This window comes from Draconibacterium orientale, assembly GCF_900111425.1.
Classification (GTDB): Bacteria; Bacteroidota; Bacteroidia; order Bacteroidales; family Prolixibacteraceae; genus Draconibacterium; species Draconibacterium orientale.
In genome coordinates this window covers 21,058-46,043 of the sequence record NZ_FOHT01000005.1, presented here as the reverse complement: position 1 = coordinate 46,043, position 24,986 = coordinate 21,058, and the positions used below count along the sequence as shown (strand labels likewise).

At 40.1% G+C, this 24,986-nt stretch carries 14 protein-coding genes; 3 read left to right on the top strand and 11 right to left on the bottom strand.

Annotation, left to right across the window (positions count from 1 at the left end):
- Nucleotides 1-15: 15 nt before the first annotated feature.
- The 11 genes from BMW53_RS04500 to BMW53_RS04440 form a co-directional block, all read right to left on the bottom strand.
- Nucleotides 16-984, bottom strand: coding sequence for a family 43 glycosylhydrolase (locus BMW53_RS04500; protein ID WP_081804864.1), 969 nt, complete (start codon nt 982-984; stop codon nt 16-18).
- Nucleotides 985-1,275: 291 nt separating this feature from the next.
- Nucleotides 1,276-3,831, bottom strand: a complete 2,556-nt coding sequence (locus BMW53_RS04495; protein ID WP_168136427.1) for a tRNA wybutosine-synthesizing protein 4 beta-propeller domain-containing protein — start codon at nt 3,829-3,831, stop codon at nt 1,276-1,278.
- Nucleotides 3,832-4,121: 290 nt separating this feature from the next.
- Nucleotides 4,122-5,369, bottom strand: a complete 1,248-nt coding sequence (locus tag BMW53_RS04490) for a hypothetical protein (protein ID WP_038560382.1) — start codon at nt 5,367-5,369, stop codon at nt 4,122-4,124.
- A 93-nt stretch (nt 5,370-5,462) separates the two neighbouring features.
- Nucleotides 5,463-7,181, bottom strand: coding sequence for a family 43 glycosylhydrolase (locus tag BMW53_RS04485; RefSeq protein ID WP_038560379.1), 1,719 nt, complete (start codon nt 7,179-7,181; stop codon nt 5,463-5,465).
- 22 nt (nt 7,182-7,203) lie between these two features.
- Nucleotides 7,204-8,529 (bottom strand): hypothetical protein, encoded by a 1,326-nt coding sequence (locus tag BMW53_RS04480; protein ID WP_174416375.1) that lies wholly within the window; start codon nt 8,527-8,529, stop codon nt 7,204-7,206.
- 227 nt (nt 8,530-8,756) lie between these two features.
- Nucleotides 8,757-9,701: a family 43 glycosylhydrolase gene (locus tag BMW53_RS04475; protein ID WP_217642886.1), complete on the bottom strand. Its 945-nt coding sequence runs from the start codon at nt 9,699-9,701 to the stop codon at nt 8,757-8,759.
- A gap of 90 nt (nt 9,702-9,791) precedes the next feature.
- Nucleotides 9,792-11,489 carry a family 43 glycosylhydrolase gene (locus tag BMW53_RS04460; protein WP_168136426.1) on the bottom strand — a complete coding sequence of 566 codons (1,698 nt, stop codon included), beginning with the start codon at nt 11,487-11,489 and terminating at the stop codon, nt 9,792-9,794.
- Nucleotides 11,490-11,504: 15 nt separating this feature from the next.
- On the bottom strand, nt 11,505-15,059 hold the full coding sequence (locus BMW53_RS04455; RefSeq protein ID WP_051568179.1) for a glycosyl hydrolase family 28-related protein: 3,555 nt from the start codon (nt 15,057-15,059) through the stop codon (nt 11,505-11,507).
- A 286-nt stretch (nt 15,060-15,345) separates the two neighbouring features.
- Nucleotides 15,346-16,638, bottom strand: a complete 1,293-nt coding sequence (locus BMW53_RS20895; RefSeq protein ID WP_074780252.1) for a DUF5013 domain-containing protein — start codon at nt 16,636-16,638, stop codon at nt 15,346-15,348.
- A gap of 24 nt (nt 16,639-16,662) precedes the next feature.
- Nucleotides 16,663-18,597, bottom strand: a complete 1,935-nt coding sequence (locus BMW53_RS04445; protein WP_038560376.1) for a RagB/SusD family nutrient uptake outer membrane protein — start codon at nt 18,595-18,597, stop codon at nt 16,663-16,665.
- 13 nt (nt 18,598-18,610) lie between these two features.
- Nucleotides 18,611-21,736 (bottom strand): SusC/RagA family TonB-linked outer membrane protein, encoded by a 3,126-nt coding sequence (locus BMW53_RS04440; protein ID WP_217642885.1) that lies wholly within the window; start codon nt 21,734-21,736, stop codon nt 18,611-18,613.
- A 948-nt stretch (nt 21,737-22,684) separates the two neighbouring features.
- Between BMW53_RS04440 and BMW53_RS04435 the strand changes: the two genes are divergently transcribed.
- The 3 genes from BMW53_RS04435 to BMW53_RS04425 all read left to right on the top strand — a co-directional run bounded on the left by BMW53_RS04435 (nt 22,685) and on the right by BMW53_RS04425 (nt 24,948).
- Nucleotides 22,685-24,169, top strand: a complete 1,485-nt coding sequence (locus BMW53_RS04435) for a glycoside hydrolase family 130 protein (protein WP_038560373.1) — start codon at nt 22,685-22,687, stop codon at nt 24,167-24,169.
- A gap of 331 nt (nt 24,170-24,500) precedes the next feature.
- Entirely contained in the window at nt 24,501-24,686 is a 186-nt protein-coding gene (locus tag BMW53_RS04430; protein ID WP_038560369.1) for a hypothetical protein, read from the top strand.
- Nucleotides 24,687-24,756: 70 nt separating this feature from the next.
- Nucleotides 24,757-24,948 (top strand): cold-shock protein, encoded by a 192-nt coding sequence (locus BMW53_RS04425; RefSeq protein WP_038560366.1) that lies wholly within the window; start codon nt 24,757-24,759, stop codon nt 24,946-24,948.
- The last annotated feature ends 38 nt before the right edge of the window (nt 24,949-24,986 follow it).

Genomic DNA, 24,986 nt, shown 5'->3' with positions numbered 1-24,986 from the left:
CAGGCAGCGTTTTTACTACTTGGTTTGAATTACGGTTTGAATTGTTCCGTCTTCGTTGAAATACAACTTATCTACACAAATAGAGCGAAGGTTGCCCTGCCCTGAAATCGATTTATTGTGGTAAAAAGCGTACCACTGGCTTTTGTATTCTACTACTGAGCCATGACTGGTGTCGCAACCGGTTGGTTCGAGGTAAATGCCTTTGTATTCCCATGGCCCCAGCGGATTGTTGCTCATCGCATAACGAAGCTGGTTATTGCCCCGGTTGTTGTCGGCATACGTCAGGTAGTAAATTCCGTTTCTTTTAAACACCCAGGTAGCTTCATGAAAATCTTCCAGCCCTTCCATTGGCTGAAGTTCGCCGTCAAGCTCCATCATATTGTCTTTTAGTTTGGCTCCTTCGCATTTACTTCCACCGCCGTAATAGAAATATGCCTGTCCGTCGTCGTCGATAAAAACGCAAGGGTCGATCATTGCAAAACCACCTACTCCTTCCATGAATCCCTGATCTTTAAACTTTTTAGCAGGTTTTTTACTGGAGGCCACACCTACTTTCCAGGTGTTGTTCCAGTCGGTTCCGCTTGGGTGCGGATAGTAGAAATAGTAAACACCATCTTTATAAGCACAGTCGGGAGCCCACATAAATCCACCTTCGGGGCGGCCCCATTCAACGTTTTCCGAACGTAAAATTTCGCCATGGTCTTTCCAGTTCACCATATCATCGGTAGAAAAAACGTGGTACTTATCCATCAAATCGCAACCGCGTGGAGGATCCACATCATGCGAGGCATAAACATACAAACGCCCATCGTCCCATACATGGGCCGACGGATCGGCGGTGTACATATGCGTGATAAACGGATTTTTTTGTGCAAATGCACTTTTGGAGTTTAACAAGATGGAGAACATCGTTAAAGAAATAACAAGGCCAAAGAAATAAAGTGATACATATAACTTTGATTGATCAATCTTATTGGTCTTCATACAGATCTAATATTTAATGAATAGTTGGTTTTAAATAATTAATGCTCAAATAAAGGATGCGGGGATTAACAAATGCATTAATTTTTGGCAAACAGCTCAATTAATTTTAATACATCAGGAAAAAAGATGGAATTAATCGGAATTATCCTTTTGAATTTCGCATACAGAAGTGATTTGAGAAAATACCCAAAAGATAAAATTCGACACTTTCGGGTAGCAGATTATCGACCAAATAAAAAAAGGCCAGAGGTTATCTGAACTATCGATGATTAAATTTGGGATACGAATAACTCATGAATCGGTATCACCGGTCAGTACATCCTTGAATGAGGCAGGGTATTGAGAGTTGAGTAGATTTTGATATTCTTTGCAGAAAGAATTGTAAGCATTAAGAGCAACACTTCCTTTTCCATCTTTGTGAAGAATCTTACATTTTACAATCAATGCATCCTCATTCAATGAATCGAGCGAGAAAATATTGTCGGCGATATGTAACAACGTTTTTTTATCATCCTGGAGTTCTTTCCGGGACAAGAGTTTCACCAGAAAATCAACTACAGAATTGGTATATTGTGCTTTATACGAGTCAATCCAGTCAATCTCAAGGTTTGGTAGCAATTCGCCCTTATCCAGCAATCCGTAAAGGGTTGCAATATCCTTCAAGTCAAGGTGCTCGTCATCTGATTTGGTTGTAATGCGCAAAACATGCAAATAGTCGCAGTAAATATTCGACGACATTTTCAGTTTCCAGTACGAGTTCTCATAAACAATTTCTAAACCTCCAACCTCTTCAATTGCATTTCGAAGTTTGCTTATATTTACATTTCGATTGTTTCGGGCACTTTTTTCTGTTTTATCAAACCACAAGGTTTCATCCAGTTTTTTAGAAGAGATTCCTTTTCCCCGGTGAATCGTATTCAGGAAAATTATTAAAAACAACTGTTTTAGCATTGGCGAAAAATCGGAGGTAATGTCTACCCCTGATTCACTATAAATTTGAAATCCTCCCAAAAACAGAACTGATGATTTTTTAACCTTTTCTGGCTTCCGGTACATTTGTTTTTCGTAGGAAACGGGTTCTGAATTCCCCTCATCATTTACAACAACTTTACGTTTTCGTTTATCGTAAAAATATGCCAAAACTATTATCATAACACTCAGTGCCAATGCAAGCAAAAGCATTGGACTACCATTTTTTCCAGCCGACTTTTGCCTTTTTGCTTTCACTTTCTGAAACACATCATCTGGTACAAGCGGCGGATAAGCCATCGAATAGATTTTAACATCCGACTTATTTGTAGTAACTGCAAATAACTTTCGTAATTTTTTATTCAAATAAAGGTACGACCACGAATCGGTATCCTGAAAATCAAACACAATGGAATCAGGGTAGATAAATTGAGTCGACTCATAAATACCAAATTTTGCCAGTTTTATTGTCGAACTGTATTTTGAATTATCGAAAACCAGGGTGTAAAAGCTGGTAGAGTCATCGTCTATAATCAGGGATTCTGCAGGTACAAAAGGAATTTCAGGAACTTCATAGTCCATCATTTTACTGAACTGTAAAGTATGAAGATCGAGCGAATACAAATCGTTATACGCCCCAGGAGTTAATTCCTGCCGTCCGGTTTTACTTCCATATCCACCAAATACCAACAAAGTATCATCATTAAGTAATCCTGTAGCAGCCAGGTAACGCGGTTCAATCTGGTTACTTCTGTCAAACTTTTCCCATGAGTTATTTACAGGATCATAATTAAAAACCGTACTGTTGTAACGGTATAACCCATATCCCAAAATAGCCACCAGCGAACTATCTACAGGCGAAATAATTTTATTATGATGCCCAAAGTTAGATTCGGCCATCTGTACCGGATCATCCGACCATTCCTGGCTTGAAAAACTAAATTTGCTTACTCCAGGTTGATCCAGATTGTACGACCATATTTCGTTGGTGTAAGCATTGTAAACAACATGTTTCTCGTTCAGTTGTCGGTATGGGCTGCCTGCTTTGTAAAGAATGCTATCTATCTCGCTTGTATTCAGATTGTAACGAAGAATATAATCTTGATCAACAAAAAACAGTTCCTCAGTATTTTCGTTGCTAACTGCACCGTAAAATGCATTTAACTTCAGATGGTTAACTTCTTCCCACGATAAATGTGCATCAATCAGCCATTTCGGATTATCGACCACCGCAACAGCCCCTTCTATTTCATCGTAGGTTTCATTGAAGATATGTTTTGATAACAACCAGTTCCTGACCATCTTTTCGTTTCGATCGTATAACTGAATGTTTTTTATAGTCATCGGGCATACATCGGTACTTTGAAAAGGCGTAGCTTTTGATATTCCAAATAGAATATCAAAACGGTCTTCTTCATCAAAATCGATCGATGCCTTTTTGGAAATTCCATTTATGCCAATTTCAACATCCTGTTGTTCCGAATTAAGCTGAAAAGTAACATGAAACCATTTGTTATAGTCGAAATCAGGAACATCCTCCCAACGAAAAGAACACAAGATTTTTTCTTTGAAAACCAGGGAAAGATTCTCGTTTTCTGATGCATAATTTACAATAAAATCGAAATTTTCAGTTGAGTTCGCGAAGATTCGGAAAACATAACCATAATAACCGTCACCCAACCTTAACTGAATATCAAAATCCAGCTTAAAACCATCGGCTAGTTTTATAGCTTCTTCAGGCGTAAGATTTAAGGAAGTTCGCTGGTCTTGCACTACCTCAGATGATGCAAAATACAATCCTGAGTTTAGTTCATTTTGCGCAAATATTTTCGTTGCTAACAAAAGAAAAATAACATTTACACAAACTAATAATTTCACATCTATCATCTTTAAGAGACCCAAATGTATTAAAATGGATCAAATTTTCCGAGTTATATAAATAGTTTTGAAACATCAACCGAGGCTTGTATCCTACGTACAAATCGTTAAAACGTTTGTACCCAGATAATACAATATTCCTCTTGGTTTTCTAACAAAACAAACATTCTACCGGGCAGATGCAATCTTGTGGTCATTTTGGCTTTAATACACCCCTTTAATTTAACATATAAAACAAAAAAGAGTTTAGCCCGGATATGAAAGTTTGCAGAAAACGGAATTCCTGAAACTTAATTACCGTTCCAAATTCGTTTTATTGTTTCTTCCTGTGAATAGCCAATCGGACAGGCTTCACTTTTTGTATTGGCCCTGTAGCTTCCTGCTGTTTCGTTTGGACAAGATAACATTCTGCTAACCGGCATTTGTAAGTGGCCGTTCGGGTCGATGTCTTTTATCCAGTTGTATGCATATTCCAGCCAGGCATTTCTGCTTGGTTCATCTTGCTGAGCAAACCACGAAATTTCGTCCCATCCCCAAACGAAGTGCGAAGTCGTATCAGCGACATTTGGTTCTCCATTTCTTCCGTAATTATCAAACTCAACAAGATATGGCAGGCTATCGCATGACCAGCCGCTGGGAGAAATACAACCTTTACTTTTATTATACAGCGCATCAAGGTAGTTCTCTTCCAGTTTGCATTCGTATGGTTTTTCCGGAATTTCTTTAATACGCAGCGGAAATGAATTAAAATCGATCAGACTAACTCCATCTTTAATCATATCTCCTTTGGGTACATGTGCGTCAAGAATCACCCAGTTTCGCCGGGCATGCCCTTTTGCGTATGCTCGTATCTTCATTAACAGGCTCTGCCAGGCTACTCGTTTCTGATCGTTCATACCAATTAACTCAACCTGTCCTAAATGAAAAGCTTCGCATCCCAAATTTATATAGGCACCGGCCAGGTAATAAAACCATAGTTGTGTTTCCTTCCTGCTTATATCCGGCACACTACTGCCTTTGCGCCAGTGATCAACCATAACACCTCTTTTATTCAACATTTTGTCGTACGAAAAATTTCGTTCTTCAACCGGCAAATCAAATCCCTCGAATACCCAGTCCGGAATTTTAACGCTATTAACATCCTGCGTTACAATTTCGAATAAACAGCCCTGAAATATGATCTCGGGATCGAAATTATGGAGGGTATCGATTAAAGCTTGTGCGGTTTTCCAAAAGTCAGGTTCGTTTAAGCGGCTTTCGCCTCCCCACCGGTAAATGGAACGTCCGATAAATTTCGCACCAATATTTTTAATCATCCTCACATCATCTTCATGATAAGGATATTGTCTTCGTCCTTCAGGCTTTTCGGGTACAAGATAAAATGCCATTGTTACCGAGCGATCAAGATAATTGCTTAAAACTTCTTCAGATATCCCGTTCCCATCAAAATAATATAATTCTTCTCGTTCAGTCTGGCTGCCACAACTCAATAAAACAGTAGCAAAAATTATCAGTAACAATAGATTTCGGTTTTTCATCTTATTTAAATTTTTCGTTTTCTAAGGTATAAGATGGAACTCGTCCCGATAATTCGGGACTCGTTTCATTGGTTATAGTTTTTTTTGAATCAATTAGTCAACTTTTATAATTGATGAAGTTTCAGTTACACCATTTTCATTAAAAGCCTCTATCGCAAAAAAGTAAATTCGGTTTGCGTTCAGGCTATTAATGGTAACAGCGGTGTCGTTATATACTTTATAGCTTTGATATAGCTTATTTTCTGTTACACCATATCTAATTTGATAACCAACCGCACCTGGTGTTTTTTCCCAACTCAAATTGACCACACGCCTGTTTTCCGAAGGCCGCTCAACCTTTAAGTTAGAAACTGAGGCAGGTTTATCACCGTTCCCCAAACCGAAAACCCGAAACCCTGAAAGCGCAAAATTACCCGCTGGTATTTCGTAGTTGGTTATCCGCATATACCGGCAGCTTACTTTTGATTTTAGCTGAATATAAGGATGCGAGTTATCGGTTTCGTTATCAGAACGATCGATAATCGTTTGCCAGTTTTTGTTATCCGACGAAACATCAACAGAATAACGGTAACGAAAATGTGGTTGCCGGTCGTAAACATTGGTGTTGTGCTCGGCAAAATTAATTTGAACAGCATACACATCGCTTTCTGTTTCCAGATCAATTACCGCCCATTGGTTTGATCCGCTTTGCGCAGACCAGTAGGTTCTAATGTCCTCATCGGTAATATTTTCCTTCGGACAACTATCAACTTCTGTTAGCACAGAAACTGGTTTGTTGTACGAAAGCAACATCCAACCCGGGAAAATTTCATCTTTGCTTTTCACTTTTTCAGAAAGAACGGTCATCGGATAATCGCCAAACCGGGTGTCTGAATACAATTCTCCCTGCTCATCAAAAAAAGCCGGATAAAGTGCAAGGCGGCGCTCGAACATGTGTTTTTGCGAAATGGTAACTGTACCAATGTGCCAGAAATTTCCATACTTGTCTTCGAAAGTACTTCCGTGCCCTGCACCTGTAGCAAAACCTTCGGGATGACAGGCAAAAGGATTATTTACGGCCAGCGTAAACGGACCCAGCGGATGATCCGAAGTATATACGCCATCAGAGTAGCTTTTAAACTGTGTACCGGGCCCGGCATATTGCAGGTAATATTTGCCATTGTGTTTATTCATCCAGGCACCTTCAATCCATGGCGCATTGTCAAGCAAATTGTTATAATCTCCCGGAACTTCCCATCCATGATTTTTGGTATCGGCATGCATCAGTTCAACTCTATCGCCAACAGGCTGAAAGTTGTTTCGATAATCCAGTTCTACGCCGTAAATAGGTTCTTTATCCGAACATCCCCAATAAAAATAGAGCCGCTGGTCATCGTCGAGAAAAAGAGCCGGGTCGGTTACACCAAATGGAAGTTCTGCCGCTAATTTCCATTTACCTCCTTTTAAGTCTGTAGCTTTAAAAATAGAATTCGATGATGCCATAAAATACATCGTATCGTTAATGACCAGGGCTGTTGGCGCATATTGTTCGGTTGGAATTTCATCGGTTTTTACAAAAGTCCAGTCTGCCAGATCTGACGAATACCAGTATCCGCCCGATTTTGAAGCAAACAGGTAATACTCGTCCTGAAACAATACCACTGTTGGATCGGCCGCTTCCCTGCGCGAAGGTTCGTCCAACTGAAAACGGTAACTCAAATCCAGCGGATTGCATATCGTTTTAATATCTTGTATAATTTTCGACTCAGGCTCTTGTTTACAAGCCACAAATGCAATTATCAGAAAAATGAGAAATACTGAATTCTTAACCATTTCACTAGTTTTTACGATGTTATTAGTTCTCCTGTGAAGGTATCTCTATAGTTTTCCATTGCGAGCCTCCCTTAAAACCAACAGGTCCGTAATCGGTTCGCATTAATCCATTAATCCGAAGGTAATTCTCGAAATGTTTGTTCATAATCGTCTCACCGGCACCAACCGCAATGGGTTCCGGCCAGCTTTGATCGGCACCGTAACCGCCTCGGGCAGCCGATAAAATATCGGGAATATAGTTTGGCCAGGTTCCTTCAGACCAGGTATAGCCAAATAAAAATGGTGTTCCTCCGGCTTCCCTGATTTTCCGTTTTAAATCGAGTTGAAGCCGAATAAATGGTTCGCCCGGGCAAGTTGCAATCACAATGTTATTGTTTATTAAAATAGTGGAAATATGAATATCATAGTCGGCATCGTGTTTAAAACGCCCGTTAAAATGAAGCGAATCGGTCATCAGGCTGATGGATGGTTTTATATCTGCTTCTGCTTCAATACTTTTTGCAAGCTTAATTGTTTCCCATGCCAGTAATTCACCAACCCGCTCGATTGTCCGGTAATCCGATTTAAAGGTATCATCCGGGCCCTTGCGGCGAGAGCTTATAATCAGCGATTCAATGTCGCCACCGGCTCCCTGAACAAAAAGACAGGTCATATCGTCGCCAAAAGCTTCTTCCACCTTGCGACAGGCTACTCCCGGATAATCTGCAGATATTTCGTAGTTACTGCAAACAATATCCGAATGCATAGCATAATTCATTAAGATTGCCCGTGGCGTTCCATTTAAATCTTCCACCTTTATAACGCCAACATCCGGATCAACGGGGCCAAAAGGTATACGTTCGGGATTTTCCGAAGTATAATGTTCATCGGAAAACCAGGATTCGCGAGAATGTCCATCTTCACGAACAATTAAGCGATTAAATCCCAGTTGAGGGAATGTTCTGCTTCCAGCCGAGATCCTGGCCGGAAACATCGATTTTTCAGCTTCTTGTAGCGCCTTTATAATTTGTGAATCGATATACTCTTTATCGCTACCACCACTGGAATGCGTATGCGAGGAAGAAATAAGTACCTGTGAAATCCCCAGTTTTTCTTTACATTTCTGCACGAGTTTATCACTCGTAAAAATTCCCTGGTCAACAGCAATAAAGGCCAATTCCTGTTCGGATGTTTTAAGCAGTAACACCCTTGCATACAACGAATCGTGCAAAGGCATTTCAGAGGATGATGTAATATTTACTTTTGCCGTACCTGCAAGCAAATCGGCTGTGGCTGCGAAACTAAATACAGGCCGTACTGTAATTAGTAACACAATCAATAATTTAACGATTAATTTCATCTTTTCCATCTATCTGATTTTTAATTAACTTTTCTAATTGAATAAATAATCGCTTTTCAATCGACCTAATAAAAAGATGGAATTCGCATAAATACCAAACAAGTTGATTCTGAATATTAATTTATGCGCATTTCAGATTAAGTTTTAGGTTTATCGTTCAGGTTAAAAAGGTCGTTCATAAATACCGGCGAAGCCTCCGATAAACGGAGACTGCCGATATTAAAAAACTATGCGAATTAGTTGGTTTGATTTACCATTTTAATAGTTCCATCCTCATTGTAGTACAATTTATCTACGCAGATAGAACGTAACCAATCGTTGAATTCACCATTTTTAGCAGATAATGAACTGTTGTGGTAAAATGTATACCACTGTCCTTTAAATTCTACAATTGAACCGTGATTGGTGTAGGAGTCGGTTGGTTGCATGTATATGCCCTGGTATTTCCATGGTCCCAGAGGATTATCACTTGTGGCATAACGCATTCTGTTATCGCCTTTTACTCCTTCTGTGTCGTTTCCTTCGTCGTGATTATCCGAATAAGACAAATAGTAAACTCCATTGTACTTATGTACCCAGGTAGCTTCATGAAAATCTTCCAAACCTTCCATCGGTTTCATTTCCCCGTCAATTTCCATCATATTGTCTTTCAGTTTTCCACCTTCACATTTTCCGCCACCACCGTAGTAGAAATATACCTCACCATCATCATCAATGAAAACACAAGGGTCAATCATCGATTTCAATCCTTTAATGTATCCCTGAACTTTAAAGTCTTTTGCCGGGTATTTACTGGTAGCCACACCTATTTTCCAGGTATTATTCCATTCCGATCCGCTTGGGTGAGGGAAATAGTAATAGTAAGTTCCATCTTTATAAGCACAATCAGGAGCCCACATAAAACCACCTTCAGGGCGTCCCCAATCCACATCTTCAGAGCTTAATATCTCACCATGATCTACCCAGTTTACCATATCATCTGTTGAAAAAACATGGTAACGATCCATTAAATCACACCCGCGTGGAGGAGCTACATCGTGCGAAGGATAAACATACAAACGTCCGTCTTCCCAAACGTGTGCCGACGGATCGGCAGTGTACATGTGCGTTACAAACGGATTTTTTTGCGCTTGTGCCGAAATGCCAACAACAAGTAGCGTTCCCAGCATTAAACTTCTCAAGATGTTTCTTTTTGCAATTAGCAATTTTAATTTTCTTACAATCATTTTATACCGATTAAATTATTTTGTTTGAATTACTTTTTCCAAATGTTATTCGTACACCATAAGTTTTTTTGAAAGCTGTTTTCTATCCGATCTCAGAACCAAAAAATAAGTACCGGCAGAGATTCCGCTGATGTCCAACTGAATTCCCTCGCTACTGTTCTGTTTTTCAAAGCTCTTTACCAGCTGACCGTTTATGTTGCGAATTTCAAGATGAAGATCCTGAGTAGAAATTCCCTGAAACCTTAACGACACCGAACCTTTTGCAGGGTTTGGGAACAGCATAATATCCGTTTCGCTGTTTACAATATTCTTCCCGGAAGAAAGTACGCCACTTTTGGTCACAATCATTTTATCGAGATTGAAACCTCCGGTTTCTTCAAAAAACTGAATAATATGCGTTCCTTCTTTCAACGGAATATCCGGTACGGTAAATGACTGATAGTTTTGCCAGCCCCCTGTTGAAGGAATAACTACAGAACCGGAAACATTTACTTCATCAATTTTTAAATGAAACTTTCCATTACCATCGGGAGAAGCCGCTCGCAACTCAAAACTGTAAAGTGCTGATTCAGTAACCTCAACCGTGTATTCTATCCACTCGCCACCAGTGGTCCAGCCAATATTGTAGTTTCCCGGACTGTTCATCTCCACATCCACACCTTCATTTTCGCGATAGTCATTTCCGTTATTTGATGTATCTGAGTCACTGTATGCTTTCCCCTGGCCTCCCTGGTCGTAGTCTTCCATTTCGATGGTTCCAGGAATCGAATGTGCTGGTTCTAAATATGGGGTTCCGTGTTCACGCGTTTGCGTAACCTCCTGTATGGTGCCGTCTTGATTATAAAAAAGCGAATCGACACAAATGGATCGCAACCATGGATGCCCCGACAAAATGCTGTTGTGATAAAAAGCATACCACTGGCCTTTATATTCTACTATCGAGCCATGGTTAGTCGGGCTGCCTGTTGGCTTCATATAAACGCCTCTGTAGGTCCACGGACCAAGCGGGCTATCACTTACCGCGTAACGCAGTTGGTTTCCTCCATCGTTATTATTATCGGAATACGAGAGATAATACATCCCGTTGTACTTGTGCACCCAAGTTGCTTCATGAAAATCAACGAGGCCCTGCATTTGCTGCATCTGCCCGTCAATTTCCATCATATTGTCTTTTAGCTTTCCGGCTTCGCAAAGGTTTCCGCCGCCATAATATAAATAGGCCTGCCCGTCGTCATCGACAAATACACAAGGATCGATCATCGATTTTAAGCCTTCGATATAGCCCTGAACTTCGAAATTCGCTGCCGGTTCAGAACTTGTGGCCACGCCAATTTTCCAGGTTGAGTTCCATTGATCGCCACTGCCTGAAGGATGCGGAAAATAAAAGTAGTAAGTTCCGTCCTTGAAAGCACAATCGGGTGCCCACATAAAACCACCTTCTGCCCTTCCCCAGTCAACGTCGTCTGCCCGAAGAATTTCTCCATGATCTGTCCAGTTTACCATATCATCGGTTGAAAAAACATGGTACTGATCCATCAAATCGCATCCTTGTGGAGGCGCAATATCATGCGAGGGATAAACGTATAACCGACCGTCTGACCATACATGTGCTGAAGGATCGGCAGTGTAAATACTCTCAACAAATGGATTCTGTGCTTTCGCTGCCACAGCACAGCCGAGCAGAATCACCATAAGTTTCAACTTGGTCCAACCGGGTCTTATATTTTTATTAACTCGCTTCATTTTTTAACAATCTTGCTATTGCACTATAAGCTTTCTAAGCCGTCTACCTTCACCTGTTCGAAACCGCACAAAATATACTCCCGGAGTAAGTTCGGCCAATGATAAAGATGACAAGTTTTCACCCGGATGCGAGTGAAATGATGTTGATTTTACAGCCATTCCGTTTAGGCTAAATAGCTCTACAAAAACTTCTTCCGTATTATTTGTATGGTAGCTTAAAGTAACCTTTTCCGAAACCGGATTAGGAAACAATTTTATAGCGTTACTATCAGCATTTGTAATCTCGCCAATCGAAGTCACCCCATCAATACTAACAACTACAGTAAGACTTGCCTTTTTTATCCCGTCCATACTAACCGCAGTTACTGTGGCTGTACCCGTCGAAATTCCGGTTATATTACCAGTGGTATCCACAGTTGCAATATTTGAATTACTTGATTTCCAGAATACCGTTTTATTGGCGGCACTTTCAGGAGAGAAAACAGGCTGAGCTTCGTAAACACTGTCAATAGCCAAGCCAATCTGTTGTTTGTTAAAACCAATGCCGCTAACACTAATCGCATCTTCATCGCCAAAAGCGTAAACCTCGTGAATCGACCACCAGTTTCCTTTCGATCCGGTTTGTTTGATTCTTACATACTGCACGGTTGAAGAAGGAAAACTCACAATGGTCATCACATCAGCACCGGCTCCTGCAGCACCCGGTCCGTACCAATCGGTTCCGTTATCTGACACATAAAATTCATATTTCTGCGGAGAGTCTGCCGGGCTTGCAGCAACATCCATAATAATTTGCTCAATTTTTTCCGGTTTCCCGAAATTGATTGTAAACCACTGTCCCGGAGTTTGCGATCCGTTGGTATCCCAGCGTGTTGAGGCAGTACCATCAATGGCACGTGTAGCAACACCTGAGTTATTTGATGCCGAAACCGTCCATGAAGTTCTGCTAAGCGCCGATTCAAGCGAAATTGCCGGTGTATTATACAGGTTGTTTTCCCAAACAACACATTGTGTGGTATCAATCCCGGTCGGATCAACCACCGATGAATGAATGGAAAATTGTGATTCGGTACCGTAAGCCAGTAGCGAATTATTCGGAAATACACTTGAGGCTTCAATATTTAAAGTTCCGCCGGAAATTAGCGCCATACGTTGTTGACCGGGCTGGTTAATATTTGCCTGCTGAAGTGTAAGTTCTCCACCATTCAGTCGAATTCCGTTTGAAGGATTACCCCAGAAGTCGGCATTAAATAATGCTACTCCCGAGGTGTATCCTGTCCCTGTCTCTATATATTTTGTATCCTGATCACCAATGGAAACGATTTGTGTGTTTACAAAATCAAATCCGTTATTGCCCACCGCATTAATAATTAGTGCGTTTCTGGCACCATCAATACCACTTCCAATACTCAATCCCGACGGCCCGGTTCCATCAATGTCGCTTAATATCATTCCGTTATGCGAGCCATAATGAAAATCGTTGTACAACAACTGGTTCTGGCAATCGCCTAAAACCATAAAAGTGAAATTGGCAAAGCCATAATCGTAAGCAGGGCCACTGTCGCCGGCCGAGTTTGGCCAGCTTCCGTATTTAGATTCGTCGCCGGCACCATAAGCAATCACATTAAACTGGGTATTATAAATGCGGCCATCCGTAGTACCTCCGCCAACACGGATTCCGATATCAAAAGCATGACCGGCGATATAATCGATATAATGATTGTGGCATGGGTAAGTAAAAAGGTCGACTCCCTTGCTTACTGCACGCATACCAATGTTAATCATGTAGGTGTCGCTTCCGGTAGCCTGCACACAATACGGATATTTTCCTACACTTGGTAAATCAGAAAGTAACTGTTCAGGGTAATTGAAAACGATTCCCCGAATACCACTGTTTTCAGAGAGCTTTAGAAATGGCTCTCCTTCAGGATTATTCCGATCGGCATAAACTTCCAGTATACTTCCCGGACCGGTTGGTGTAGTGCTCACATCTACAGAACCCTTGAGTTCAACATTAGAAGGAATTACGAGATTTCCTAAAACTTTATATTTACCAGGTGGAAGAAAAACGATACCACCACCATCAGTAGCTGCCTGGTCCAGAGCCGCCTGAATAGCTACTGTGTTGTCCGTTACTCCGTCGGCAACAGCATCAAAAGGAGCTTCGGTAGCCACATATAATTCAAGTCGCGATGGTTTGTGTGTTTCGGGTTTTACCTCCATTATTTCCGGTAGTTGTTTCATATTTACCGGAGTGTGATCGATTATACTTTTAAATATTGAACTTTCTTCAATCTGCACTTCCTGTGCAAAGCGGTTTCCTGTTATAATGGCACGTGTATTTTTCGTTAGGTTGATTTGAGGTGCAGGGTTATTTAAATCGCAGTCGGTAATCGTAAAAGTACCTCCTTTAATATCAACTGCACCACTGTTTATTTCTGATTGTAACACCATTAAACGAGTACTTGACGATTCGTGTATTGAAATGGCATTTTTAGTTGCATCAAGTGAACAAGAGTGTAACTGAACAACGCCCGATGCCGTTTGCGCAACACCAATACCAGTTTCGCAATCCACAGTTTTAATGCCGGTAAACATTAAACCAACCGAGTTGGCACTGCTTATATCAACACCGGTTTTACAGTTGGTAAATGTCATTGAATAATTATGCCCGTTTGGTTGTGCTCCCGGACTGGTAACAGACTCCACAGCATGAAATCCTTTATTGTAGCCCTCTACATTTACAAAACAGGTGTACGACCAGTCGTTTCTTCGCATAACAACACCTGTCCCGTTTTCATAAATCCATGCTTTGTGGCTTCCATCCACCGATGGGGAATTAGGTAAGCCGGATCCAGCCCAGTAATCGGGCGAAAAGTCGATCCACTCGATGCGGCCAACATCAACAATATTATCAATTTCTACACCTCTTGACAAAGGAGTTCCGTAAATGCCATTAATGGTAGGGCATGTACCGCCATTTTTTCGTGAAAAAACGACGCCGGCATACGAGTTGACCAGTGTAATATTTTTTGCATTGCAGTTTTCATTTCCAAAATAATTGGGTTTTCCAAATTCAATTGAAGGTGGATATGGAGTAATAGCTGACGGGCTTTGTTCGGGGTACCATATGGCAAGATCCATCACTGCTGATGATGGTTCCATGGTAATAAACGGAGTAGCATTTTCATCTCCTCTCCCGGCATAGGCCATTAAAATTGTGCCTTCAACAGGTGCTCCTTTCTCGGGTTTCTTCCATTCTCCTCGCAGTGTAATCCCCTTTGGTAAAAGCAGGTTTCCCTCAATTACATATTTCCCTTCAGGAACAAATAAAGTTCCTCCTCCTAAAGCTCCCAACTCGTTTAGCAGGGTTTGAAATTGTACGGTAACATCGGTAACACCATCACCGGTGATACCAAAATCGGCAACAGAATAGGCAATAACAACATTGTCGATGGTAGGATATTTAGAATCAACCAATCTCCAGTTTTGCGCAGTTAAGGCTGAAGAGAAGAGTAATAACAATATTGTTGTTATTAATAATGGTTTATTGACTGATATTTGGTTCATGTTTTTGATTTGTAAGTTACAGCATACCTTCATGAAGAATTAGCTTTAATCCCTTTCTGTTATTAAGTCAAATGCCCGGGAATTTCTTTGTACTTTTTAAGTTAGTAGGTGAAGCTACTTTTGAGAAGATGCAAATTAGTTTAGAATGCTTATTCGTAAAAACAGTAAAGCATGAAACCGCACGGTAAACATGCCTTACTTGTATGAGTATAAAACTAACTATGACAATTTTAGAAAAATGGCTGCTCAACACCTTAGTGAAGAACAACCATTTTATAAACTACCTTTAGTCTATTTTTTCCAATTTAAGCCACGAAGGTCTCACGTTTTGCTCAGTACCTGTAAAATTAACTACAAAACCGGCTGATACCGTAGTCTTTTCGGCCACTGAAAATTCAACACTTGCATTTCCATCGTTTCCAAGACCCGCGAAATTTGTAGAAGCCAATGCTGAAGAAAGATCCTCTATATCAGGAAGGGTTTCACCAAGAGCGGCCACAATATATCTTGGATCGTCACCACTGTTACTGATAATTGGATTTTCTCCGGCCAAACTCATTGTAAATCTGTATTCGCCTGCAGGAAGTTCAAACGTTTGGTAAAGTTTACCGTTTTCAATTGGAGTTTCACCTTCACCCCAACGTTCGAAACCTAAACTTTGCTTATCATTATCAGGGCCTTCCCAGCCACCGTCGTATCCGCCCATACCGCTACGGGTACGCATTGCTTCGTTGGTGATCCATCCGCCAGATAAATTACCCCAACGGTTGCCATCCCACTCTGAACGACTAAATGGCCACTGAGCATTGCTGAAGAAGTTGGCAGGAACTTCGTTCGGATCATTTACTGCATCAGCTGGTACTTCAACTTTTACAATCTCGGTGTAGTTGTATTTGCGGTTAGCATCGTTTACGTTAGCACCCAAACGAACATAATAGGTATAACCAGCTTTTACAGGCATTGGGCCAATACGGTATACATCACTTGTTTCAGCATCACCAACTTCTTCTTCCCAAGATTTATTGATCTGCTTACGCATATTGTTATACTCGCCAATGTTGATGTTATTTGTTGCACCGCAAAAAGTAGTAAGACTTAAGAAAGGTTTAATTTCAACAAGGTTTGGTAAACCTTCGCGAACTGGCGCATTAAGCTTACATTTCAACATCAGTTTTAAACCGTTCAAAGAAACTTCGAAATCGGTTAAACGTAAGTATGGAGTTACTGTAAAATCTTGTTCTGTATTTCCATCAAAAACAATAGCTTTTGTTGTATCAACAGGCCAGAAAGGACCACCATAAGGAAGCATATCGTATGTTCCGGCAAACAATTTGCTGTTGTTATACGAACCATCCTGTTTTACAGTTAAATTCTGGTTGTTAGGAACAGATTCAGTCCAGGTTCTTTCCCAAATACGGATTCCCCATTCGCCTTGCGATGAAAGTAAATTCTCGCCGGTGTACGAATCTATTATATTTCCATGGACTCTTACATCCGGTTCATCCCAGTTGTCGATGTCCAAACAAGAAGTAACCGAAACCATTATTACTCCTAAAATTATATATAATATTTTTTTCATAATATTAGTGTCAATTGTTTATAATTAGTAAAGTGGATTCTGAGGAAGCAGATTTTCGTTCTTACCAATTTCTCCCCACGGAATTGGTTCGTAGTAACATTGCTTTGAAGCGGTCCATTCTCTGTTCCAACGGTTGTCTTCATCCAGATAAATGTATTTTCCTTCGTCTGCTACAAAATAACAACTTAGAACTCTGTGACGAAACTGGTTCAAAACCTGGTCTGCAGTTCTCCACCGACGTAGATCCCACCACCAGTGATTTTCGCCATAAAGCTCGCGTTCACGTTCATCGCGAATGAATTGCAATGATTTTTCAATTTGATATGGATAATTAGCTTCATTGATGCTACCAATGTTTGTCATTGTCATATCAATTACGGGACGTACTTCCTGGCAACCTGCACGCTCGCGAATCATTTCAATATAATCGAACGCTTCAGTTCTTTTACCCAATTCGTAAAGCGCCTCGGCAGTGTTCAGGTACACTTCTCCTAAACGGAATACTACCCAATGCTGACCACTGCGGTATTCACGAACATCACTAGTAGCCATATCCGGATTCACATATTTGCGAACGAAAGCAGCACCCCAACCGTTGTTCTCTCCACCTTGATCATCAAAATGTCCATGAGGTCCGGTAATATTGTAAGTAACGCCATCGATTTCTGTAGTCCAGCCACGTCCACCTAAAATACGGTTACCATCGCTGTTGATTGGTGCAGCATTACTACCTCTCTGAATATCTTCTGCAAGTCCGTCGAATGTTCTGTAGATACCTTTTTGCATTCCAAAAGTTTTTCCGCGTAACTCATCACCGTCGAAATACATTGTACCTCTCATACGTGGTTCCATTCCGTTGCTAATATCGCTACGGCTGTCAAAACGAACCGGAGTTCCGTCAGGATTAGTATATGCCGGCATTTCATACAGTTCCATAAAATCCAGTGGTGGATAACTTTCTGCACCAACAAACGAAGACATATCTGGTTGTGGCGACATTAATGCATCGTAACTATGACGCAAACGCGTATTGCCAGGAACAGTTTGATCGTAATCTTTAATCAAAATACTTTCAGATGAATTAGGATCTAAAAACAGTTTCGCAAAGTTGGTTGCCTTATCTGGGTAACCGGCAGTATACAATGAATAAGGACCTTCTTCCAGTACTTTTCCAGCATCAACGCAATATTGGAAAAATTCGTTAGCTACTGAAGGATCCATTCCTGCCAAACCTGCCTGTGTTGCCGCTTCGTTCTCGAAACCCAGGTACTGAGAATATTTCGCATTTGAACCTGCATAAAGCATAGCACGCGAAAGTAATGCAGCTGCAGCATACTTATTGGCACGACCAGATTCAGTGCTTTCTGTCATGTTATCAATAGCAAATGAAAGATCGCTGTAGATAAATTTCCAGGTCTCGTATTCTGTTGCACGAGATACTTTTAATGAATCAGCATCAGCAAGCGGGTTCTGAACCTCTCTCACAAGAGGTACACCACCATAACGTTTTGCCAAACCAAAATAGAAGAACGCACGTAAGAAATGTGCTTCACCCATTAATTTGTTGTAATCAATATCAGTATATTTTTCCTGATACGTCGGGAAATTTTCGATAAAAGTGTTTACATCACGAATACGGTCGTATGGCCAGTAGGCAAAACCATCGTTATCAACACCTACCCACGAATTAAAAAACTCGCCACTCATATTACCCAGGCTGTTTTTACCTTGTTCCCAGTAGTTGTCTGGGCGGTAAGCATTATTCGAGTTTGTTCCGTAGTAAAGGAAATCTTCAATGGGCAGATAGTTGTATAAACCTGCAAAGTATTTCTTTACACCGTACTCGTTACCAAAAAGTTCCGGCTCCCCTAACATTCCTTTAGGCTCCAGGCTCAATTCCTGGCATGAGAACAGAACAACTCCTAACAGAGCGATATATATTAAAAGTTTCTTTTTCATAATTGTAATTTTTTTAGAATTTAACGCTAGCACCAATTGTAAATGTTCTGTTTACAGGATAATTATAGAAGTCGATATAATTGGTAGAAGCACCACCAGATGCACCCGGACGCTCTGGATCTACATTTTCCAGACCGGTAAAAGTCAACAGGTTATATCCGCTCACGTAAACTCTTAAATTTTTCATACCAACTTTCGATACCAGACGATCTGGCAGGGTATATCCAATTTCGGCTGTTTTTAAACGTAAATAAGATGCATCCTGAACACCATTTGTTCCTGATCTGCGACCATCATGACCAGTTACCGGATAGTAACCAGGTACCCATTCTGTTGTCGGGCTGAAATAATCAGCACTTGGATCAACTGGATGCCATCTGTCCATAAACCAGGTCAATGTATTTTGTCCACCGAAAGGCAAGGCCTCTACAAGCACTTCGCCATACTGTACATAAACTTCGTGCGCTCCCTGGAAATCCAGTGCCAAATCGAAACCTCTCCATGAAGCTCCCAAAGAAATACCGTAGTTGAAAGCTGGCAAACCATAAGAAGCGATTGGATGTTCATCAAGGTTGTTAATAACGCCGTCCTCGTTCCAGTCAACCAACCACCAGTCTCCTGGTAAAGAATTCTGTCCCATTGGAAGTTCGAAATTGCGGATATCTTCGATATTGGTAAACATACCACCTGATTCTTGTCCCCACCAGATATTGCTATAACGGCCGCTGCTGCGGTTTCTCCACTTATCATATGAATTATTGGCAGGAGTTTCAAGCCATTCAGTTCTTTTATGTTTTGTAGCCGAGATTTGACCTCTTACATAATAGTTAAGATCTCTGTAGCTGTTTTGATAATCCAAAGTAATCTCATAACCGAAGTTACGGTCGCTGTTCAGGTTTTCCTGAGGTAAGCTTGCACCAACTGTACCCGGAATAACAGAAGCACTGGTTGCCAATAAGCCTGAACGGTCTCTTTTAAATACATCGAATGTACCGCTTAATTTGTTTTGCAACACTCCAAAATCAAAACCTAAGTTGTATGATTTAATGCGATACCAGGTTAAATCCGGGTTGGGAATACTGGCAGCAGAAACACCACCGGTTAACGTACCATCATAAAACCATCCTTTTTCGTTACCATCAAGGTTATAACCAGTTGTAGGAGGATAAGTGCCAGCAGAACTGTCGTCTCCCATCTCACCGTATGAAGCTCTCAATTTCAAATTGCTAAGGAAAGCTACATTGTCTTGAATGAAACTTTCTTCGCTTAAACGCCATGCTGCCGAAACCGTTGGGAAGAAACCAAAACGACTTCCCTCAGGGAAACGAGAAGATCCATCGTAACGGAATTTGAATGCAAACATATATTTTCCTGAATAGTTGTAATCCAACTGACCAACTAAAGATTTATTGGCACGGTCGCCTACACCACCACCAGTAGCGCTCTGGTTTTTATCTTCTCCGGCAAACAGGTACTCCGATTCAACCATTAGCTCGCGATAAGCTCTAAAGCTATCCCAACTACTGTAACTTTCTTCGTAAATAAGGAAGTTATTAAAATTATGCTCACCAAATGAATGATTATAGAATAAACCCAACTGCATGTTGGTGTCGAAGTTGAAATTTACACCTCTAGCAACATCAGATGGAGTGTTTCGCTGAATTGGAGAATAGGTATCATCGTCCGGGTTGTAACGGTACAAAGAATATGCACGTTTGTAGTTTTTATAGTCCGGTATACTGGCAGCATAATCGTATGATGCTTTTGCAGATAAACCTTCTACTCCGGGAATATCGTATTCAAGCGATAAAGTTCCGTTGAAACGACGGTCTCTGTTTAAGTTGTAACCAACATAATCGGCATCAGTTTGAACGATCATGTTTGCACCTTCATTCAAATATTGTGTATCGCCGTTAGGATATTCAGGATTGTCATTAGCATAAAAAGCAGCATCCGGACGAACCAGCCACGAAAGTTTGTAAGTTGTCCAACCTGTCCCATTAGGTTGAGTGGTATTAACCATAATTCCTCCCAACGAAACTCTTGCTTTTAATCTTTCTGTTATCTGTGCATCGATATTGGTACGCATGTTCCAGCGTTCTGATTCGTAATCGCCACTTTTGTACGAACCTTCTTGTTTTGAATATCCAAGAGTAAAGTAATAACGCAGTTTTTCGCTACCACCGTTTACACTTAAACTGTTTTGATACTGAGGAGTCGTTTTTCTGAATACCTGATCCATCCAGTTGTACGACTGTTTGGTTCCGTTAAGGTATGGCTCGAAAGCTTCGTCCGCAAACATCGGATTCTGACGTACCAGGTAGTTTTTACCAAAATCCTGCCAGTTCTGTTCGTTTCTCAAAGTCATGTAGTCTACGGCACCGACACCCTCTGGCACATATAAGAACTGCTGCATTGAACTACTTGTGTTAAAAGTAATATCAACTTTACCACCCTGTGCTGTACCACTTTTTGTGGTAATAAGAATAACACCATTAGCAGCACGTAAACCGTAAATCGCTGCAGTACCGTCTTTCAATACCGATATACTTTCGATCTCTTCTGCACTCATTCGTGAAAAATATCCCTGGTCACGAGGAATACCATCAACAACAAAAAGAGGACCTGAATCATCATCACTCATACCACGAATATCAATTCGTGTATCGTAAGCACCTGGTGCACTACTTTTTTGCGAAACGCGAACACCCGATAATTTACCGGTAAGCATGTTTACAACGTTTTCGTTTTTCGTACGGATCATGTCTTCACCCTTTACGGTAGACACGGCACCGGTAAGTGTCGCCTTTTTCTGCGTGCTATAACCCACTGCAACCACCTCTTCGAGGCCAATGGCATCAAGCTGCATTTTTACATTTATTTGCGATTGATTTCCAACTGCAATCTCTTGTGCTTTCATTCCTACAAAAGAAAACGACAAGGTTGCATCAGTTGGGACATTTGTTAGTGTATAAACACCAACTTCGTTAGTTACTGTACCAATAGTAGTACCTTTAACCACTACCGTTACTCCAGGAATTGGGTTGTCAGATTCATCAACAACAGTTCCGGTAACTTGTGTAGATTGATCAGCTAGGTTCGATTCTTTGCCCGCTAAATTTTCTGCGGAGGCTGTCATTACTCCAAATAGTAAAATTAGCAATAATGCAAAGCGACCTGGTCCAACACAAGTCGAATGACAGATTCTTTTTAAAGTTTTTTTCATAGTTTACTTCAATACAATTAATAGATTTGACTCAATTTCATTTTTTTAAAATCATTTTTCAGTTCTTACTTTCTATTCATTCCATAGGCGATTTATTTTTTGATGTCGCTAAGTAAAAAGTGGCATGTTAACATTTAAATTAATATTCGATTAATAGGACTAACTTTAGTATAATTAATTTTCATTCAACCACTCAACAACCTAACAACGTGACTTTTAACACATGTCAACAATTTCATTTTCATCACGATTAATACTCGAATTAAGTTGTTTTAAGCACTTTATTTCCAGATTTACCACTCATTAAGTTTAAATACTTAATGAATTATTTACTATGCGATGACATAACTCCATTGATACTGTTTAAAGACAAACTGAAAAAATATTTAGAGGCTGAGATTAAATTTTGGAGACATATACGGACTCTCATAAATATTATTATTATTAAAAATTACAGATTCCTAAATCGAGAACACGTTGATTTTCTCTTCTAATTTTGCTATTTTAGATTCAAAAAAGAAAAGTTCTTTAAATGTGAACTAAACGGTGACCCGTAAAAATACGACCTCAGTAATCCACTGATATAAAGGCATTAATGGGACCAGGTTCGAATCCTGGTATCCCGACCACTGAAAATTAAGGAGTTAAACGAAAGTTTAGCTCCTTTTTTATTTTGGTATCGGTTGAAACAATCTGATTAAAATGCTAATTCATTCTGAATTACCTCACAAAACACCACTACCCCATTCTCAATCTTAAAAATAAGCTCCTTTTTATAAACGGGACAAATTCACTTTCATCATATCTGTAGTTGTTTCATTATATCCATTACCTTTAGAAAAGTTCAAATACAATAAATAGATGCAGGTAACAGTAAACAGAAAGGACACTAAATTTTACCCCGATGCCTCCAGAAAAATCGCAAGGTTTCTATACACCGGAGACGAAAGAGCAATAAGTACTATCCGCTCGGTACTTGAGATGTCCGGGAATCTGGCATCAGAAACCCTAAGTGCGGTACTTAGAGACTACTCACTGCGGCATCGGAATATCTCTAAAATCTTTGAAAAGCATTTTAACAGGGTTGCTCATCTTTTAAAACAGCTGGAAATTGAACCTGATTCACTTGAGCTTTCACTAAAAATACTTATTGGGTCCTATTTTACGATGGAATATTCCATCGAGGCAGCTGCGTTTTTTAATCCTTCAATTGTAGAACATCCCGACCAGTCGGAAACCGGAATGGAAGAAAAAAGAGTCATTCTGAGTTTCAGGGCTACCGGCGAAGGACATATTTCATCCATTGTTTTCAGAACAGGGGTGATGGATAAAAACAACAATTTATGGCTCGAACCTGTTGGAAAGATGTTGGAAGAAGCAGAACACATCCGACGGCATGTGTATGATAAAAAATCATTTCGTTCCAAACTAAATGAAATGAAGGACATCCATGCCTTAATTCCTTCGGGATTGATCTTGGACAAGTTAAACGATAAATTTACCTATGGCGAACTAAGAGATTGTATAAAGGAAGCCCGAAAATCAGTGCACCTTACCGGGGAAAAAGATATTTTATACAACCAGATAACCTGGCTCGCTTCGTCGCATTATGAACTTGAATTTTCACTGGATACCAATATTTCGGAGCGTGTCATCTTTCCGGTGTCGGTTAATGAAAGAAATGGAATTGAAGATGCCCGTTTTGTTAGGTTTACTGACGACGATGGGTCGTCTGTATATTATGCAACTTACACGGCTTACGACGGTGCTACCGTACTACCTAAAATGCTTGAAACCAAAGATTTTTATCATTTTAGGATAATGCCTTTTCATGGCGAAATTGCACAAAACAAGGGAATGGCACTTTTCCCACGTAAAGTAAACGGGAAATATGCCATGCTTTGCAGGTTAGACGGCTATAACAATTACATTGCTTTCTCAGATAATATTTCAATCTGGCGTAAAGCCACATTATTACAACAACCTAAATTTCCGTGGGAATTTGTTCAAATTGGGAATTGCGGCTCACCCGTTGAAACACCCGAAGGCTGGTTGGTAATTACCCATGGCGTGGGGCCAATGCGTGAGTATGCTTTGGGAGCCTCGTTACTTGATCTTCAAAATCCGGAGAAAGAGCTTGGCAGATTAAAATCACCACTTTTAATGCCCAATGCGAATGAAAGGGAAGGATATGTTCCGAATGTGGTATACTCCTGCGGTTCGATGATTCATAATGACGATTTGATAATCCCTTACGCAATGTCAGATTATGCATCTACCTATGCAACTGTAAACCTAAAAGAACTGCTGAACGAATTAAAAAAACAAAGTAACCAGGCGCAATAAACAGGCCCGTTAAATTTCCCTGGTTATCATCCCCAAAATACCCTCATAATGTGTGAATCATGTAACTCTTGTTCTTAATTGTGTAATACTTTTTAGAGCCGTTTCCTGTATATTTATGTAAATATTATCTGTAAAAGGATTTCAAAATTTTAATGTCATGAAATATTTAACATATATTATAGCAGCATTACTTCTGATTTTATGGAGCGTCATGGTTTATGGTTTTAATTCCCCTCCGCGAATTATTCATTTACTTATCCCAATAGCCGCAATTATAATACTGCTTCGAATTTTTTATTCTAAAAAATTATCGAAAAAGAATTTATAAAAGATGGATGCAAAATTTGATATGAATGGATGGCGAATAATAAAGGATAAGCTTAGAAATAAATATCCTGAATTAACTGAGGTAGATGTAAATTGGGGACATATATCGAGAGATAATATGTTAGAAATTATTTCTACGAAAGTAGGTAAAACGAAACTTGAGCTTGTTAATGAAATTGAATCGCTCTAAAATTTGTTACGTAGGGGAAGTCAAACGATAAAAAATATGCAAAACACGCATACATATAATAATTAAAACAATGAACAAAGGAACAGTAAAATTTTACAATAATCTAAAAGGATTTGGATTCATTAAAGATGACGATTCATCAAAAGAATACTATGTAAACTCTTCAGGATTGAAAGAAAATATCCAGGAAAATGATAAAGTATCTTTTGATTTGGAAGAAGGGAAAAAAGGTTTAAATGCCGTTAATGTTAAACGATCATAGCTTAAAATATATTCGCATTTTAAATTTAGTCCCGCGTA

Excerpts from the sequence above, each read along its gene's own strand:
- BMW53_RS04500 (WP_081804864.1), bottom strand. The coding sequence starts at position 984 with ATGAAGACCAATAAGATTGATCAATCAAAGTTATATGTATCACTTTAT.
- BMW53_RS04490 (WP_038560382.1), bottom strand. The coding sequence starts at position 5,369 with ATGAAAAACCGAAATCTATTGTTACTGATAATTTTTGCTACTGTTTTA.
- BMW53_RS04485 (WP_038560379.1), bottom strand. The coding sequence starts at position 7,181 with ATGGTTAAGAATTCAGTATTTCTCATTTTTCTGATAATTGCATTTGTG.
- BMW53_RS04480 (WP_174416375.1), bottom strand. The coding sequence starts at position 8,529 with ATGGAAAAGATGAAATTAATCGTTAAATTATTGATTGTGTTACTAATT.
- BMW53_RS04460 (WP_168136426.1), bottom strand. The coding sequence starts at position 11,489 with ATGAAGCGAGTTAATAAAAATATAAGACCCGGTTGGACCAAGTTGAAA.
- BMW53_RS04455 (WP_051568179.1), bottom strand. The coding sequence starts at position 15,059 with ATGAACCAAATATCAGTCAATAAACCATTATTAATAACAACAATATTG.
- BMW53_RS20895 (WP_074780252.1), bottom strand. The coding sequence starts at position 16,638 with ATGAAAAAAATATTATATATAATTTTAGGAGTAATAATGGTTTCGGTT.
- BMW53_RS04445 (WP_038560376.1), bottom strand. The coding sequence starts at position 18,597 with ATGAAAAAGAAACTTTTAATATATATCGCTCTGTTAGGAGTTGTTCTG.
- BMW53_RS04440 (WP_217642885.1), bottom strand. The coding sequence starts at position 21,736 with ATGACAGCCTCCGCAGAAAATTTAGCGGGCAAAGAATCGAACCTAGCT.
- BMW53_RS04435 (WP_038560373.1), top strand. The coding sequence starts at position 22,685 with ATGCAGGTAACAGTAAACAGAAAGGACACTAAATTTTACCCCGATGCC.
- BMW53_RS04430 (WP_038560369.1), top strand. The coding sequence starts at position 24,501 with ATGGATGCAAAATTTGATATGAATGGATGGCGAATAATAAAGGATAAG.
- BMW53_RS04425 (WP_038560366.1), top strand. The coding sequence starts at position 24,757 with ATGAACAAAGGAACAGTAAAATTTTACAATAATCTAAAAGGATTTGGA.